A 16,051-nucleotide genomic window follows, 5' to 3' on the forward strand; every position below is an offset into this window, starting at 1 on the left:
AACCCCAGGGGTCGTTACATTTTCTGGAATATCGCAACTAATTAGCTCCTTTTAATAATGTAAAATCAGTGGTACAATTTTATGAGAAGCTTGAGAAGTTTAAGGAGCTTATGAAGTAAAAAACTTATAAAATGAGAGGTTGATTTATATGAATATATTAATTGTTGGTGCTAAGGGACAGCTTGGTAGTGAAATTATAAGTATTTTAAGTAAGGGAAGATGTAGTTTAGGAGAAATTTCGAAAGAATTAAGAGAGAGTAATATTGTTCAATGTGATATTGATAATTTAGATATCACTAACCTTAATGGAGTTAGAAAGTTCTTTAGTGATATAGCTCCAGATATAATTATTAACTGCGCAGCTTACACAAATGTAGATGGATGCGAGGAAAATAGTGATTTAGCATTTAGTGTAAATGCCCTAGGAGCTAGAAACTTAGCAATATGTTCAGAGGAATTAGGAGCAAAGCTTATTCATGTATCTACGGATTATGTTTTTAATGGAGAAGGTTCTACACCATTTTGTGAGTATGATTTACCAAGTCCAGTAAGTGTATATGGAAAATCAAAATATCTAGGAGAGCAATACATAAGAGAATTTTCCTCTAAATATTTTATTTTAAGGACAGCTTGGCTTTATGGTAAGAATGGAAATAACTTTGTTTATACTATGATGAAGTATGGCAAGGACAAAGGAATGTTAAAGGTAGTAGATGATCAAAGAGGAAATCCAACTAATGCAGAAGATTTAGCTTATCATATTTTAAAGCTAGCTCTTACTGAGGAATATGGAGTTTATCACTGTACAGGTAAGGGTGAATGTTCATGGTATGATTTCGCTTGTGAAATTATTAGACTTGCAGGCATAAATTGTGAAGTTAATCCCTGCACCACAGAAGAATTTCCAAGACCAGCGAAAAGACCGGCTTACTCCTCACTAGATAACATGATGCTAAGAAGTACAGTAGGAGATGAGATGAGAGACTGGAAGGAAGCTTTAAATAGCTTTTTTGAGAGTAAATAGAGCTTAACAGATAAAGACGTCACAGTTAGTGGCGTTTTTTTTAAGTAATCTAAGAGTGAATTTATTTTTCATGTATGGTATAATATGGAACAGGAGGTGTCATAATGAAAAAATACATGAGTAGAGTTAGTGTCCTTTTAATAATAATGTGTTTAAGCATTTTTTATAGAGTACAAGCTGTAGAAATAGATAGTAGCATTAATAAGTTACCTGAAGATGTTATAATTGAGAATTTATCTGATGAAAAGTCTTTCATATTAAAGAAAGAAATAGGGCCTATAGCAGAGTATAAAGGGGAAAGTGGAGTAACTATAAGAAGTTATTCTAAAAGTTATAATAGTGTAGATAAGGTAAAATTGGTTTATGATGAGCTTATGAGGAACTCTATAGGTGAAGAAATAAGATATTTATCATATATTGATTTAAGAGACGATTATCCCTTGGGAAGAGGGACAACAGGAGTTTGGTATGGTAGTTTTGCAGGTAATAAACTTTTACGAGGAAGAAAAATAGAATTATTTGGTTGTGGTGATAGCTCCTTTGAGTTTTTGGCAAATGTATTAAGCCATGAATATGGACATCATTTTACCTATTATCACATTTTAAATAAGGAAGGAAAAATTCCAGAGGATATTAGTAGTGGATACTATCAAACAAGAGGCTTAGCAGCTTATAAAGACATAGCATCAAGGGAACATCAATGGCATCCAGCAGAGATAGCTGCAGAGGATTATAAGCAGTTATATGGAAGTGCAACTGCTAAGACAAGCTATGAGTTTTATGATGTGAGAGATAGGGTAAATGGAGAGGAACAAGAAGTTCTTTATTATGATTCAAGGATGTTTAATTTTTATCCACAAGAAAATTTGAACATACCTTTAGCTTGGCAAGTGAATGGATTATATAAATATTTTAGTGATATATCAGGGGTTCAAGCTAAAAATTCAATACCCCCAGCGGCGCCAAGTATAACATTAACAAAGGTAGCTAAGTATGATAGCGGTGAAGGAGAAAAAACCTTTTGTAGAATAAATATATCAGAGAGTAAATATAATACCAAAGGTAATATAGAGTATACTGCAGTGTATTTTGAAAAGAGTAATAAAGGTACTTATGGACAGAATTATATGCGTGGCATAAGGACTATAGACAATTTGAAATCCAAGGATATATTTATTGGAGATTATTTAGAAAATGACTATATCCTTAGTGATGGGATACTTAATAGGCAAGGATATGTAAGAGTATATGCTAAAGATAAGGATGGAAATATTGTGGCCTCTAATGAATTATTTATAGATCCAGAAAAGATGGAGATGGAGATAGAGACAAGTTCTATAGAAAATTCTGTTAGGATAGGTGGAAAAGATAGATATGAAACCTCCTCAAAAATTTCTCAAGCAGCATGGAATGATAGCTGTGATACAGTGATAATTGCAAATGGTAATGTTTTTGCAGATGCACTATCAGCGGCACCTCTTGCAGCAAAGCTTAATGCACCTATTTTGTTAAGTGATGGTGATAATATTTCATCAGAGGTGACGGAAGAGATTGAAAGATTGACTCCTAAAAATATAGTTATTATTGGAGGCGAGGGAGCTATATCTAAGGAGTTGGAAGGTAATTTAATAGATAATGGCTATAAATGTAGTCGTATATGGGGAAGAAATAGATATGAAACATCCTTAGAAATTGCAAGGAAATTAGAAAGTTTAGAAAAAGTCATATTGGTATCTGGAGAGGATTTTCCGGATGCTATGTCTATAGCATCATATGCAACTATGAAAGGAATTCCTATAATGTTAATTTCTAAAGAGGGCGTAGATAAAGACATGGAAGAATATTTAAATTCAGCTAGTTCTAATATTTCAAAGACCTTTGTAATAGGTGGACAAGGTGTATTGTCTGAGGAAGCTATAGGGAATATAAAGATTGATAAAAATAAGATTGAAAGAATTTGGGGAGAAAATAGATTTAAAACTAATAAAGCGGTAATAGAAAGATTTAAGGACGAGTTCAACTTTAATAATGTATTTATAGCAAATGCTAAAGATTTTCCAGATGCATTATCTTCATCAGTTTTAGCCGCAAAAACTAAATCTCCAGTAATTTTAATAACAAATGAAGAAAAATCTGTGGCTCAGAGTCTTATAAAGGATATGAAAAAAACAATCAAAAATATAAACATCATAGGTGGTAAAGGAATAATTTCGAATGAATTAGTAGAAACCCTCATGTAAATTTTTGTTATGACCCCAGGGGTTGCTCCATAAAATGGAATGACCTCTGGGGTCATAACATATATTTACAAGATGTGGTTTGTGTGATAACATCAAACTAAAAGGTGAATAAATATTAATAGAAGGGAAGTTAAGTATGAAGAAGAGAATAAAAAAATTATTAGTTGAGAGTATAGTATTTACTATGGTATTAACTATGTGCTTACCATTGTCATACATAAAGGCAGAGGCAAGTGTGGATATAGATGCTTTATATAAGTCTGCTTATGAAAGCACATTGCAAGCTTTAAATACAAATCAACAAAAGGATTTAACTTCTGCTAGAGTACTTGTAGATAGCTTTTATTTTCAAGTTAAGGGAACTGGATTGCAAAGCTTAGGTGAGACTTTAAGTTCCATGTTGGACAAGCCTCAACAAGAAAAGCTAGTTGAATATTTTCAGTTTAGAGATAAAGCTGTTTTAACAGCAATACAATCTGATATAAATGCAGCAAGAGTTTTAATTATAGATATGCCAGAAGTATGGAGAAATGCATATTCAAGTGATTTAGACACACCACAACAGACATTAATAAATAAAGCTAATATTGCTATGGAAACAGTTAAAACATCAAAATTACAAAAGGATAAAGAGGCAGCTCAATTATTATTAAATGAGTTAAAAACTGCATTATATAATGACGGCGTAGTAGCTTGGGCTAATACAAAACAAACTGAGTTAGATGCTATAGTTATAGATAATGGTTCTATAGATGATGGATTTAGAGTTGAAGATATATTTTAGGAAATAATGTAAGCACCCCTGGGGTCGTTCCATAAAATGGAATGACCCTAGGGGTGCTTACATTATTTTGTTAATACTTATTAAATTCACGTGGACTATACTAACTTCATTATAAAAGTGGTAAAATAGGTGTATTAAAATTAATAACTAATACTGTAAGAGAGGAAGAAAAGTAATGAACTATATATCAGAAAAAGCAAAGGTTGGCGCAAACGTTAAAGTTGGTAAATTTGCAGTAATTGAGGATGGCGTAGCCATTGGTGATAACTGTATCATAGGTCACAATGTGGTTATACATGAGGGAACTATTATTAAGGATAGTGTTAGAATAGATGATAATTCAGTTATAGGGAAAACTCCTATGAGAGGAGTTAATAGCATATTTAAAGATGAGGAAGAGCTTCCTCCTTGTGTTATAGGCGAAGCCTGTTTAATAGGAGCTACAACTATTATATATAGAGGAGCTACTATAGGGGACAAAACACTAATTGCAGATATGGCTACTATTAGAGAGAATGTAACTATAGGAGAGAGGACTGTTATAGGAAGAGGTTCTACAGTAGAAAATTTCTGCAAGGTAGGATCAAACTGCAAAATTCAAACTAATGTGTATTTGACTGCTTATTCAGAGGTAGAAGATTATGTATTCATAGCTCCATGTGTAGCAACTTCTAATGATAACTATGCAGCTCGTTCTAAAGAGAGGTTTGGAAAGTTTAAGGGAGTAACTATTAAAAAAGGTGGAAGAATTGGAGTTGGAGCTATAGTTCTACCAGGAAAAACTGTAGAAGAGGAAGGATTTGCAGCAGCGGCTTCTGTAGTTACTAAGGATGTTCCAGCTAGAACCATAGTTATTGGAAGTCCAGCTAAAGTTTTAAAAAAAGTGCCTGTTGATCAGTTACTAGAAAATCAATAATTGATCATTGTATTTGGAGGATTTTATGAATATTATAAACATAATAAAGAAAAATCCATTAATTAGGAAATTTTTATCCTTTTCTATAGGAAACTGGGTAGTTCTAATTATTGGATTGATTGCAACCCCATTAATTACAAGGATAATATCAACTGACAATTATGGAAAATTCAGTATGTTTAATTTATATATAAACATATTTATGATAGTAATAACCTGTGGTATAGATCAATCCTTTGTTAGGTTTTATTATGAAGAGGAAGAAAAAAATAGAACAAGATTACTTTTTGATTGTTTGAAAATTCCTTTTATATTAAATCTAATTATAACAGTAGGTATGTTGGTTTTTAACAAGCCCATATCTATGAATATTATTAATAGCTACGACTTTAGCTTTATATTGGCTTTAGTTATAAATACTACGTTGATGGCTATTTACAGATTTTCATTACTAACTGTAAGAATGAAGCAAAAGGGAAAGTTATATTCTGCCCTTCAGATTGTACAAAAGGTAACCTACTTAGCTTCTATAGGAGTATTCTTTTTCATATACAAAGATAACTATATGACTCTAGTTTATGCAACCTTAATGTCGACGCTTGTAGTTGTTGTAGTATCTATATTTACAGAGAGAGATGTTTGGCGATTTAAAAGTGTTAAAGGAAAAACCATTAAAAATTCTCAAAAGGATATTATAAAGTATGGAGCGCCACTTGCACTTACTTTTTTAGTAACTTGGTTATTCCAATCAGCAGATAGGATGGCAATTAAAACCTATGGAACTTATGCAGATTTAGGAGTGTATGGAGCTGCTTTTAATATAATTGCTATATTAAATATAATTCAAACTTCCTTTACTAGCTTTTGGGTGCCAGTTGCTTTTGAAAAGTATGAAAAGGAACCTAATAACACCAAGTTTTTTACGGATATGAATGACCTTGTAAGCTTTTCTATGTTTTTAGTAGGAATAGGATTAATCCTATGTAAAGACATAATTGTAATTTTACTGGGTGCAGAATATAGAGAGGCTAGATATATTATGCCATTTTTAGTGTTCATGCCAGTTTTATATACTATGTCAGAGGTTTCTGTAATGGGTATAAACTTCAAAAAGAGACCTAAATATCATATTATAGTAGCTCTACTATCCTGTGGAGTTAATATAATAGGAAATACGATTTTAGTCCCTAAGATAGGACCAAAGGGAGCAGCGATTTCTACGGGGGTTGCTTATATGGTATTTTATTTCTCAAGAACAATAATTTCAACAAAATTATATAAGGTTGATTATAATTTAAAAAAGACTATATTGATGCTAATCATGGTAACCATATTTGCTCTATATTCAAGCTTTACACCATTTAATGCATTAACAGCTATAATAGGTATAACAGAGATTGGCATACTTATTTTTGTTTATAAAGAGACTATTAAAGGCATTGTTAAAAAAGTAAGATAAATTATAATTCTCAATAATTAATTAATGATTAATGATTAATTGATGATTAATTAATTGAGAAATCATGTTAGAGTTTCAAGCATAATGTGGAGATAACTATTGAAATGGAGGGTTTTATGTTATGAATTATAAAGATAAGCTTAATTTATGGCTAAGTTCAGAACTAATTGATGAGGATACTAAAGGAGAGCTTAGAGGATTAATAGATGATAAGGAAATAGAGGATAGGTTTTATAAGGATTTAGAGTTTGGTACTGGTGGCCTTAGAGGAGTTATAGGAGCAGGCAGTAATAGACTTAATATATACACTGTGGGGAAGGCTACTCAAGGATTGTGTGATTATTTAAATGAAAATTTCACAGAACCTAAAGTAGCTATAGCTTATGATTCTAGACATATGTCAAAGGAATTTTCAGAATATGCAGCTAGGGTTCTTGCCGCTAATGGACTAAAGGCTTATGTATTTGAAGAATTAACACCTACTCCAATACTTTCTTATGCAGTTAGGGATCTTGGGTGTGTTGCGGGAATTGTAATTACAGCTTCACACAATCCAAAGGAATATAACGGATATAAGGTTTACGGTGAAGATGGAGGACAGGTAACAGATGTACCTGCAAAGAAAATAATAACCTTTGTAAATGAAGTTCAGTGTTTTGAAGATATTAAAACTATGAGTAAAGAAGAGGCTTTAGATAAAAACCTTATAGAATACATAGGTGAAGAAGTTTATTTTACCTATGTAGAGAAAGTAAAAGCTCTTACAATAAGGGAAGAGTTAGTGAAAAAATCTGCTAAAGACTTAAACATAATATATACTCCAATACATGGAAGTGGGAATGTGCCAGTAAGAAGAGTCTTAAAGGAGCTAGGCTATGAAAATGTAAAGGTAGTTGTGGAACAGGAACTTCCAGACGGAAACTTTCCAACAGCTCCATATCCAAACCCAGAGGATAGTAAAGTATTTACTTTAGCACTAGAAATGGCAAAGGAATTAGAACCAGACATAATTTTAGGTACAGATCCTGACTGTGACAGGATAGGGGTTGTGGTTAAGGATAATGAGGGAAGCTTTAAAGTATTAACTGGAAATCAAGTAGGTGTTTTACTTGCTCATTATATTGTAGAGTCATTGAAAGAAGAAAATAAATTGCCAGCTAATGGAGCTATTATTAGTACTATTGTTTCTACAGATATGATAAAACCTATAGGTGAAGAGTATGGTGTAGAAGTTAATCAAGTGCTTACAGGCTTTAAATATATTGGTGAGATTATAGGTGAATTTGAAAAAACAAATTCAAATACCTTCCTTTTAGGTTTTGAAGAGAGTTATGGATATTTAGCAGGGGATTTTGTAAGAGATAAGGATGCAGTAGTGGCAGCTACATTAATATGTGAAATGACACTTTATTATAAATCCATAGGGAAAACTCTTTATGAAGGTTTAATGGAACTCTATAAGAAATATGGATATTATAAAGAAAATCTTATATCTATAGAATTAAAAGGAAAAGAAGGTCAAGAGAAGATTGGACAGATCATCGAGAATTTAAGAAAAGAAAATATCTATTCATTTGGAGAATTTAAGGTTCTATATAAAGATGATTATAAGCTCAGTGAAAGAGAAAGTTTATCTACAGGACAAAAAGAAGAGATACATCTTCCAAAGTCTAATGTGATTAAGTTTATTCTTGAGGATGATGGATTTATAGTGGTTAGACCATCAGGAACAGAGCCTAAGATAAAAATATACTTAGGAGTTAAAGGTTGTTCGGAAGAAGATGCAGAAATAAAGATGGAGCAACTTGCAGCTGCAGTGAAGTATGTAGTAGGCGTAGAGAATAGATAATGTAGAGAACAGCTCCTTTGTTCATAGGGAAGGTCAATTTGCAGTTGCAGTGGATTATGCCAGAGGCATAGAGAAGATCTTTGCTAAAAAAGAAATAATAGAAAAATAGTTGAACACATAAAAATACGCCAGAAGTAAGATATTTACTTCTGGCGTATTTCTATGGTATAAACTTTTGGTATACTTATCTGTACCATGGCGCACTTTTCTACTCTGTTGGAGTAACGTCAGTTTTTGCTTTAGGTTTTATGTCATCATATATATAATCTTGAATTTGTTTTTTAGTCTCTTCCTCATCAAAGGTTCTATAGTAGATATCATTTATCATCTCATCTTGACTATAGTCTAAATGAGGAAAGGTTTCTTGGTATAAATCTTTCATTCCAGAGGACAATACCTTAGTACCAAGACTTAATATTTCACTTTTAGTAAGGCTTGTCTCTACATATGGAAGAACTTCACTTATTATTGAAGGAAGCTTTAATACTCCTGCATTCATAACCTTATCAAACAATAGGTTGAGTACATGTCTTTGTCTTTCTGTTCTCTTTATGTCCCCACCTTCAGTGTATCTAATTCTAACGTAAGCTGTAGCTTGAAGTCCATTTAAATGATGAACTCCTGGTTCTGTTATATATTTTGGTTTAACGCCTTTATTTTGAGATAAATGTCTTATATGCTCATTCATATTTGGTGATACATAATCTGAAATTTCATCTTCTGTGATTTCAATATCCAAGCCACCTACAGCATCGATTATGTCTTCAAGACCTGTAAAATTAACTTTAACGTAATCATCTACATCTAGACCAAAGGTCTGATTTATAGTCTTCATAGATAGTGTTTCTTGACCGTAAGCAAAGGCGTGATTTAATTTATCATAACCATGGCCAGGTATATTTACATAAGTATCTCTTATCAATGAAGTAAGCTTTAGCTTATTATGTTTTGTGTCTACAGTAGCAAGTATTATTGCATCAGAACGTCCAATAGTATCTTCAAAAGAATCAATTCCATATAAAACTATATTTTTTATTTCGCCAGTACCTTTATTATCAGGTTGATTTCCATCATTAGACTCTATACCTAATTCTTCCTTAGAAAAATTGAAATCCTTAGTTTTTATTTTCCCCAATAAATTAACAGCATATCCAAAGGTGCCAGCTAAAACAAAGACTAAAATAGTAAGACAAACTAGGAGAATTTTTTTTCCTCTTTTCTTAGATTTCTTCTTCTTACCATTAGATTTTTTCCTTCCATTGGCAATTTCTTCTCTTTTTCTAGCGGCATCTTGTCTTTTGCCCATATAAAAACCCTTCTTTCTTATTATTATCGTTGTAATAAAAAGCTTAATAATAATTGAATACCTATAAATAATACGTAATGTTATAAGCAATCAATCACAATAATTTAGAATTTAAAATTTAGAATTTAAAATTAACTTGAAACTTTCAAGGCATTTCAAGGAGGTTTAAAAAATTTTGAGTATATACCTATGATTTTACATTTCAAATTACAACATATATACTGTGAAAACTCAGCCTTATTAAGATTAAGACTGAGTTAATGTTGTTATATTTATAATTAAAGAGCTGTTAGCTATTTAATTATTTTCAGAGTCACTACTATCATTTAACCAAATCTTTTCATCATCAAAAATATATTTCTGGATTTGTTCAGAAGTAGGCTTTTCTTCATAGGTTAAATAGAAAATTCCATCAATCTTAGCATTTTCACTATATCCATCCCTTGGGAATCTTTCCTGTTCTAAGTTACCTACACCAAGGGTTAGTACATTTATTCCAAGGTCCAGAATTTCCTTATTTGAAAGGCTAGTTTCTACATAAGGAAGTACTTTTGAAGTAACAGAAGCTAGTTGAGTAACTCCTAAAGAAGAAACTCTGTTAAACATTTCTGTAATAACCTTTCTGTGCCTCTCAGTCCTATCAAAGTCTCCATTAGAGGTACTTCTGATTCTGGTGTAGCCTAGAGTCTGAAAACCATCCATATGAACTTTTCCATTTTTATCAGGGTCTAACTTTTTAGGAGTCTTACCCTGACTATTTGAAACTCTAACGATATAGTCATCAACTTCTGTTATTTCTTCTTCAGATAGGGTCATATCTATTCCACCTACGGCGTCAATAATAGACTCTAATTCGCCAAAGTTAACTTTAACATAATCTTTAATATTAAGACCAAACACAGAATTTATAGTCTTAATTGATAATTCTGCCCCACCATAGGCATAAGCATGGTTTAATTTATCATATTTATGTCCTGGTATATTTACATATGTATCTCTCATTAAAGAGGTTATTTTCAATTTTTTATGCACAGGATCAAGGGTAGCTATCATTATGGAATCTGAACGACCCACATCCTCATCAGTTTCATCAACACCAAATAGAGCAACGTTAACTATATTATTTATCTTATCAGCCTCTATCTTTTCGTGTAATTTTTCATCTATCCCTAAATTATCATGATTTAATTTAACCCTATTTAAATTAGATAGAATATTTATGCCATATAGTCCCGTAACTAGTGTAATACCTACAAATAATAAAACTAGAAATATTACAAATTTGACAATTGGGGATTTTTTCTTCTTATCTCCCGCTTCACTATGATTACTACTGCGATTTTTTTTATTTTCACCCATAGTTTATCACTTCCTCTATTAATTAGTATAAGACATCTCTAATGAAACAATTATCAATATATTACCATAGTATATCATTACTGTCTGCCTATAACTTATCCATAGAAATTTATTAGTAAAATTTCTATGATTGTTTGACACAAAATATTCTTGTCATCTTTTAGTAGAATATTTTTCCTAAAATCCTTGAATAACTACATAATTAATAATTATATAATATAAGCTTTAAAAATAATATACATTTTACTATATTTAATGTAAATATAATAATTAATAAACACCTCAAAGTAAGTATATACTTGAGGTGTAAGTATTTAGACTAATTCTAAGGTGTATCAAAGTAATTTGAATTTCCTGTATCGTCTGGGTGATTCAACCAAGTTTTAACATCGTGAAATATATACTCATAAATTTCTTCTCTAGTTTTCTCTTCATTATATTTTAAATAAAAAACATTATCTATTAAAATATTTTCACTATCATCATCTAGTGGGAAACGTTGTTGCTCGATATTAGTATTACCAATATTTAGAACATTAATACCTAAAGATAAGATATCTTTTGTAGAAAGGCTAGTTTCTACATATGGCAAAACTTTAGAAACTATAGAAGTTAATTGAGTAGCACCACTATCAGATACTTTATTTAAAATGCTATTTATTACATTTCTATGTCTTTGAGTTCTATCGAAGTCACCATTAGATGTACTTCTAATCCTGCAATAACCTAGAGTTTGGAACCCAGTTAATTTTTGCATTCCAGAATCAGGCACTAAATCTGCAGGGATTCCTTTTGAGGTAGATACCTTTTTTATATATTTGTTAATTTCAATGTATTCTTCATGAGACAAATCTATGTCTATGCCACCTAATACATTAATAACACTCTCTAAACCCTCAAAATTGATTTTTACATAGTCAGTTATATTTAAGTCAAAATTTTTATTTATAGTTTTTATAGATAGTTCAGGTCCGCCATAAGCATAGGCATGATTTAGTTTATCGTTACCATGATCTGGTATATCTACATAGGAGTCTCTCATTAATGAAGTTACCTTTAACTTATTATTTATAGGGTCTAGAGTTCCAACCATAATAGCATCAGAACGACCAGTATCATGCTCAGCTTCATCTACGCCAAAAAGTGCTATGTTTACAATGGAACCTGTTTTATTTTCTGCTATTTTGGTAGAGACTTCTTCCTTTATTTCTAAGTTTTTGTCATCCAATTTAACCTGTTTCATTTTACTAAACATGTTATCCATATAAAAAGCTACTGCAAAAATTAAAAGACATAATATTATAGATATATATATTATAAACTTTTTCTTTTGTCCAGGCTTATTTTCTTTTTCAGTTAGTTCATTATCCAATTTCAACACTCCTTTTTAAGGATAAATCTATCTTATTATTATACAATAAATAATAAACAATAGACCATGGTTATTATAAAGTTTCTCAATTTAAAAAATATTACAATACATGAAAATATTTTCCGTTCACAGAAGTAAGTATATGGACATATTATAAAATTAAGCAATGAATAAAGGTGATACTTTTGTTATACGCACTGATTTTAGCTGGTGGAAAAGGAACAAGATTATATCCTTTATCAAGAGCTAATAGCCCCAAGCAATTCCTTAAAATTTTTAATGAGGGAAGTTTTTTAACAAATACTGTAGAGAGAGTAAATCCTATAATAGATAAAGAAAATATATTTATTATAACAAATAAGGAGTATGTAGATAAAGTACAGGAAGAAGTTCCATATATAAATAAAGATAATGTCTTTGTAGAGCCAAGTAATAAGGAAACTGCTTAGTGGAGTATATTGGTCTTAGGACTACATATTACTACTTAAACACCTAATTTTAATAATACTAAAGGAATATGGTGGGATGGTATAGAATACTAGATTTAATAGTAGCGTTGTTTTTCGATGCTATTAAGGCATTTTGATTAATTATTTTTTCAAAAGTCTAAAATAACCTATTTTAAGGATAGGGAAAACTTGAAAGGAAAAGGGGATTAATATGGGGAAAAAAGAATTAAAAGCTAATTTGCTTCTCTTATCAGCAGCTATAATATGGGGGTTTGCATTTGTAGCACAGAGAGTTGGATCAGAGTATTTAGGAGCATTTACTTTCAATGGAATAAGATTTGCTCTTGGGAGTATTTCTCTAGTACCTTTAATTTTTTACTTAGATAAAAAGCAAGGGGACAATGAGGAGAATAAAGTATCTAGAAAGTATACTATAACAGCAGGTGTTATAGTAGGAACTATATTATTTATAGCTAGTACCCTTCAGCAGACTGGGGTTGCCTATACTACTGCAGGAAATGCAGGATTTATAACAGGGCTTTATATGGTTATAGTACCACTGTTTGGAATATTCTTAAAACAGAGGATTGGTAGAAATGCATGGATTGGTGTAGCTATAGCGGTAGTAGGATTATATCTTCTAAGTATAAATGAAGATTTCTCCATAGCCTTTGGAGATTTACTTGTACTTATAGGGTGTATATTTTGGGCCATACATATTTTATTTATAGATCATTTTACAAAGATAGTGGATGCTATTAAATTATCTAGTATTCAGTTTGCTACATGTGCTATTTTAAGCATATGTTCAGCTCTATTATTTGAAGACATATCAATGACAGCTATATCACAAGCTGGAACAGCTATACTATTTGGAGGAATTGTATCAGTAGGAATTGGATACACACTTCAGGCTGTTGGACAAAGAGATGCAAAACCCTTTGCAGCAGCTATAATTCTTAGTATGGAATCTGTATTTGGAGCTTTAGGAGGAGTATTATTCCTTGGAGAAAGAATGACTGCTAGAGGATATTTAGGATGTACACTTATATTTATAGCTATAATTGTATCTCAAATAAAAAGTACGGCGAAGGCGTAGAGAAGTGCAGCGGAGCTGCAGAGAAGGAGCTCACTTTGTTCGCAGGGAAGTGTTCGCTGCGTTCACAGGGAAGGAGAAACCTTCAGTTTCGGGGAAATACTCGCTTTGCTCGTGGTAAGGTGCGCTGTGGCACAGGGAAGGAGCTCACGAAGTTCGCAGGGAAGTGTTCACTCTGTTCACAGGAGGAATTAGGTTCTGTAAGAAATTTTTGTGCAAAGAAGATTGTGAGCCTGTAACTCCAAGGGAACTGTTTTAACTAGTGAGTAATTATCTGCAACCTCTGGTTGCACTTCACTGCGAACAAAGAGAGCAATTCTCTGCAACCTCCGGTTGCACTTCTCTAAAAAGACGACTTTGTCGTCTTTTTTAGTTTTTAATAAATAAAAGAATAGGATTTATCATATAAATTAAAAGGAGCATTTTGTGGGGGAATTTCGTGAACAGAGATATAGACGTCATATTTAGGTATGGAGAGGAGAGCTTCGAGAAGATAATACAGCGGTTAGTTCACAGTAAGTTGAGAGCATATGAAAATGAAGTGTGTAAGAAAAATATTAAAAATTATGAAGAAGAAACTACAGCATTGACGCCTATGAAGGATATTAATAGGAGTGATGTATAAATGAAGATTTGGAATGTAGGTATATATGCAAGGGTTTCAACAGATAAAAAAGAGCAAAGTGAATCCATACCTGCCCAGGTAGATGGCTTAAAAAGATGGATTATTGATAAAAGTAGAGAAGATAATACTGCTATATATAATTTAGTAGAGGTTTATGAGGATTATGGGTTTAGTGGATCTAATTTTGAAAGAGATAGCTTTATAAGAATGAAGGAACATATAGAAGCTGGAAAAATAAATATGGTTCTGACCAGAGATTTGTCTAGATTTTCTAGAAACTATGTGTTGGCAGGATATTATTTAGAGGACTATTTTAAAGTAAATGGAATCAGGTTTGTATCAGTGTTAGATAATGTGGACAGCGAAAATGAATTTGATGATATAATACCTTTCAAAAATATATTAAATGAAATGTATATAAAGGATTGCTCAAGAAAAATTAAGGATGCATTAAAGCAAAGGATGTTGAGGGGATCTAGTATAGCAAGCAAACCTCCCTACGGATATAGATTTCAGAGTACCTATATGGGTAATGTAAAAACTATAAGATTAATTCCGGCAGAAGATGAAACCACAGAGGTGGTTAAAGAGATTTTTAGGTTGTATGAAGAAGGTTTTGGAGCAGGTAAAATAGCTAATTGTTTAAACAAAAAAGCAATATTGCCACCATCAGCAAAGGCTAGTAATAGATTAGAAAGTAGAGAGGGTGTATGGAATAGTAACACCATATTATCCATTTTAAAGAATCCTAAATATGGAGGATATATGGTACAACAAAGGTATAAAAAAATTAGTTATAAAATAAAGAAGGTAAAACCTGTAGAGAAATCTGATTGGATATGGGGAGGGGAGTTCGAGGGGATAATAGATAAGGTTACCTTTAATAATGTACAAGATTTAATAGCTGTTAGGAGTATGAAGAATAGATATAAGGGGGGAGAACTACATTTATTTTCTACTGTATTAAAATGTGGTGAGTGCAACGGAGGAATGTGTTATAGGAAGAGTTATAGAGGATATAAATGTACGAAATCTCAAACTGGTGGGAAAAAATGTACAGCACACTCTATAAAGGAAGAGTTTCTTAAAGAAATAATAACAACTAAACTTAGAGAGTCATTAGCGGAAAATATAAATAAGGAAGCACTTTATGAAAAGAGTAGGGAGCTTTTGAATAAAGATGAGGAATATAAGGAGTTTGAAAAAACAAAGATTGAATTAAAGAAAGTGGATAGTAACCTTGAAATAATGTATCAGGATAAGCTTAAGGGAATTTTAAGTGAAAGAAATTTTGAAAATTTAATTAAGAGTATTGAAGAGAAACAGGAAAAACTAATATATAGAAAAGAAGAATTAGAAAAAAGAATTAGAAATAAGAAGAATGAAGAGGAACTTTTAATCATATATAAGAATTATATAGATAAAATTTTAGAGTTTAATGACTTAGACAGACAAATTGTTGAAGCTTTAATTCAAAATATTATTGTCTATGAGAAGGAAGAGAGAAAGATGGTGGAGGTAGAGTTTAAATTTTCAATATAGATTTATTAGTAATATATAATAAAATTTAAA

The 16,051-nt window shown here is 31.5% G+C and carries 13 protein-coding genes; 10 read left to right on the top strand and 3 right to left on the bottom strand.

The window, feature by feature from the left end:
* The first annotated feature begins 148 nt into the window (after positions 1-148).
* The 6 genes from rfbD to ACI48Q_RS13555 all read left to right on the top strand — a co-directional run bounded on the left by rfbD (position 149) and on the right by ACI48Q_RS13555 (position 8,272).
* On the top strand, positions 149-1,024 hold the full coding sequence (gene rfbD / locus ACI48Q_RS13530) for a dTDP-4-dehydrorhamnose reductase (protein WP_474919646.1): 876 nt from the start codon (positions 149-151) through the stop codon (positions 1,022-1,024).
* A 104-nt stretch (positions 1,025-1,128) separates the two neighbouring features.
* Positions 1,129-3,264, top strand: a complete 2,136-nt coding sequence (locus ACI48Q_RS13535) for a cell wall-binding repeat-containing protein (protein WP_474919647.1) — start codon at positions 1,129-1,131, stop codon at positions 3,262-3,264.
* A gap of 136 nt (positions 3,265-3,400) precedes the next feature.
* A complete protein-coding gene (locus ACI48Q_RS13540) occupies positions 3,401-4,048 on the top strand; it encodes a hypothetical protein (protein WP_474919648.1) in 648 nt (215 codons plus the stop codon).
* A 175-nt stretch (positions 4,049-4,223) separates the two neighbouring features.
* Positions 4,224-4,964, top strand: a complete 741-nt coding sequence (locus ACI48Q_RS13545; protein ID WP_474919649.1) for a DapH/DapD/GlmU-related protein — start codon at positions 4,224-4,226, stop codon at positions 4,962-4,964.
* A 25-nt stretch (positions 4,965-4,989) separates the two neighbouring features.
* Positions 4,990-6,423: a lipopolysaccharide biosynthesis protein gene (locus tag ACI48Q_RS13550; RefSeq protein WP_474919650.1), complete on the top strand. Its 1,434-nt coding sequence runs from the start codon at positions 4,990-4,992 to the stop codon at positions 6,421-6,423.
* A 121-nt stretch (positions 6,424-6,544) separates the two neighbouring features.
* A complete protein-coding gene (locus ACI48Q_RS13555; RefSeq protein WP_474919651.1) occupies positions 6,545-8,272 on the top strand; it encodes a phospho-sugar mutase in 1,728 nt (575 codons plus the stop codon).
* Between the two features lie 208 nt (positions 8,273-8,480).
* On the opposite strand, the gene ACI48Q_RS13560 is transcribed toward ACI48Q_RS13555, so the two are convergent.
* The 3 genes from ACI48Q_RS13560 to ACI48Q_RS13570 form a co-directional block, all read right to left on the bottom strand.
* A complete protein-coding gene (locus tag ACI48Q_RS13560) occupies positions 8,481-9,578 on the bottom strand; it encodes an LCP family protein (RefSeq protein ID WP_474919652.1) in 1,098 nt (365 codons plus the stop codon).
* Between the two features lie 297 nt (positions 9,579-9,875).
* Positions 9,876-10,937, bottom strand: a complete 1,062-nt coding sequence (locus ACI48Q_RS13565) for an LCP family protein (RefSeq protein ID WP_474919653.1) — start codon at positions 10,935-10,937, stop codon at positions 9,876-9,878.
* Positions 10,938-11,262: 325 nt separating this feature from the next.
* On the bottom strand, positions 11,263-12,309 hold the full coding sequence (locus ACI48Q_RS13570) for an LCP family protein (protein ID WP_474919654.1): 1,047 nt from the start codon (positions 12,307-12,309) through the stop codon (positions 11,263-11,265).
* A gap of 176 nt (positions 12,310-12,485) precedes the next feature.
* On the opposite strand from ACI48Q_RS13570, the gene ACI48Q_RS13575 reads away from it, so the two are divergent.
* The 4 genes from ACI48Q_RS13575 (at position 12,486) to ACI48Q_RS13590 (ending at position 16,021) form a co-directional block, all read left to right on the top strand.
* Positions 12,486-12,758, top strand: coding sequence for a sugar phosphate nucleotidyltransferase (locus tag ACI48Q_RS13575; protein WP_474919655.1), 273 nt, complete (start codon positions 12,486-12,488; stop codon positions 12,756-12,758).
* A 211-nt stretch (positions 12,759-12,969) separates the two neighbouring features.
* Entirely contained in the window at positions 12,970-13,857 is an 888-nt protein-coding gene (locus ACI48Q_RS13580; RefSeq protein ID WP_474919656.1) for a DMT family transporter, read from the top strand.
* 436 nt (positions 13,858-14,293) lie between these two features.
* Positions 14,294-14,479: a hypothetical protein gene (locus tag ACI48Q_RS13585; RefSeq protein WP_474919657.1), complete on the top strand. Its 186-nt coding sequence runs from the start codon at positions 14,294-14,296 to the stop codon at positions 14,477-14,479.
* Complete coding sequence (locus ACI48Q_RS13590; RefSeq protein ID WP_474919658.1) at positions 14,480-16,021, top strand: recombinase family protein; 1,542 nt, start codon at positions 14,480-14,482, stop codon at positions 16,019-16,021.
* Positions 16,022-16,051: the final 30 nt, after the last annotated feature.

The sequence above is a fragment of the Clostridium sp. LXY-7 genome (assembly GCF_056172015.1).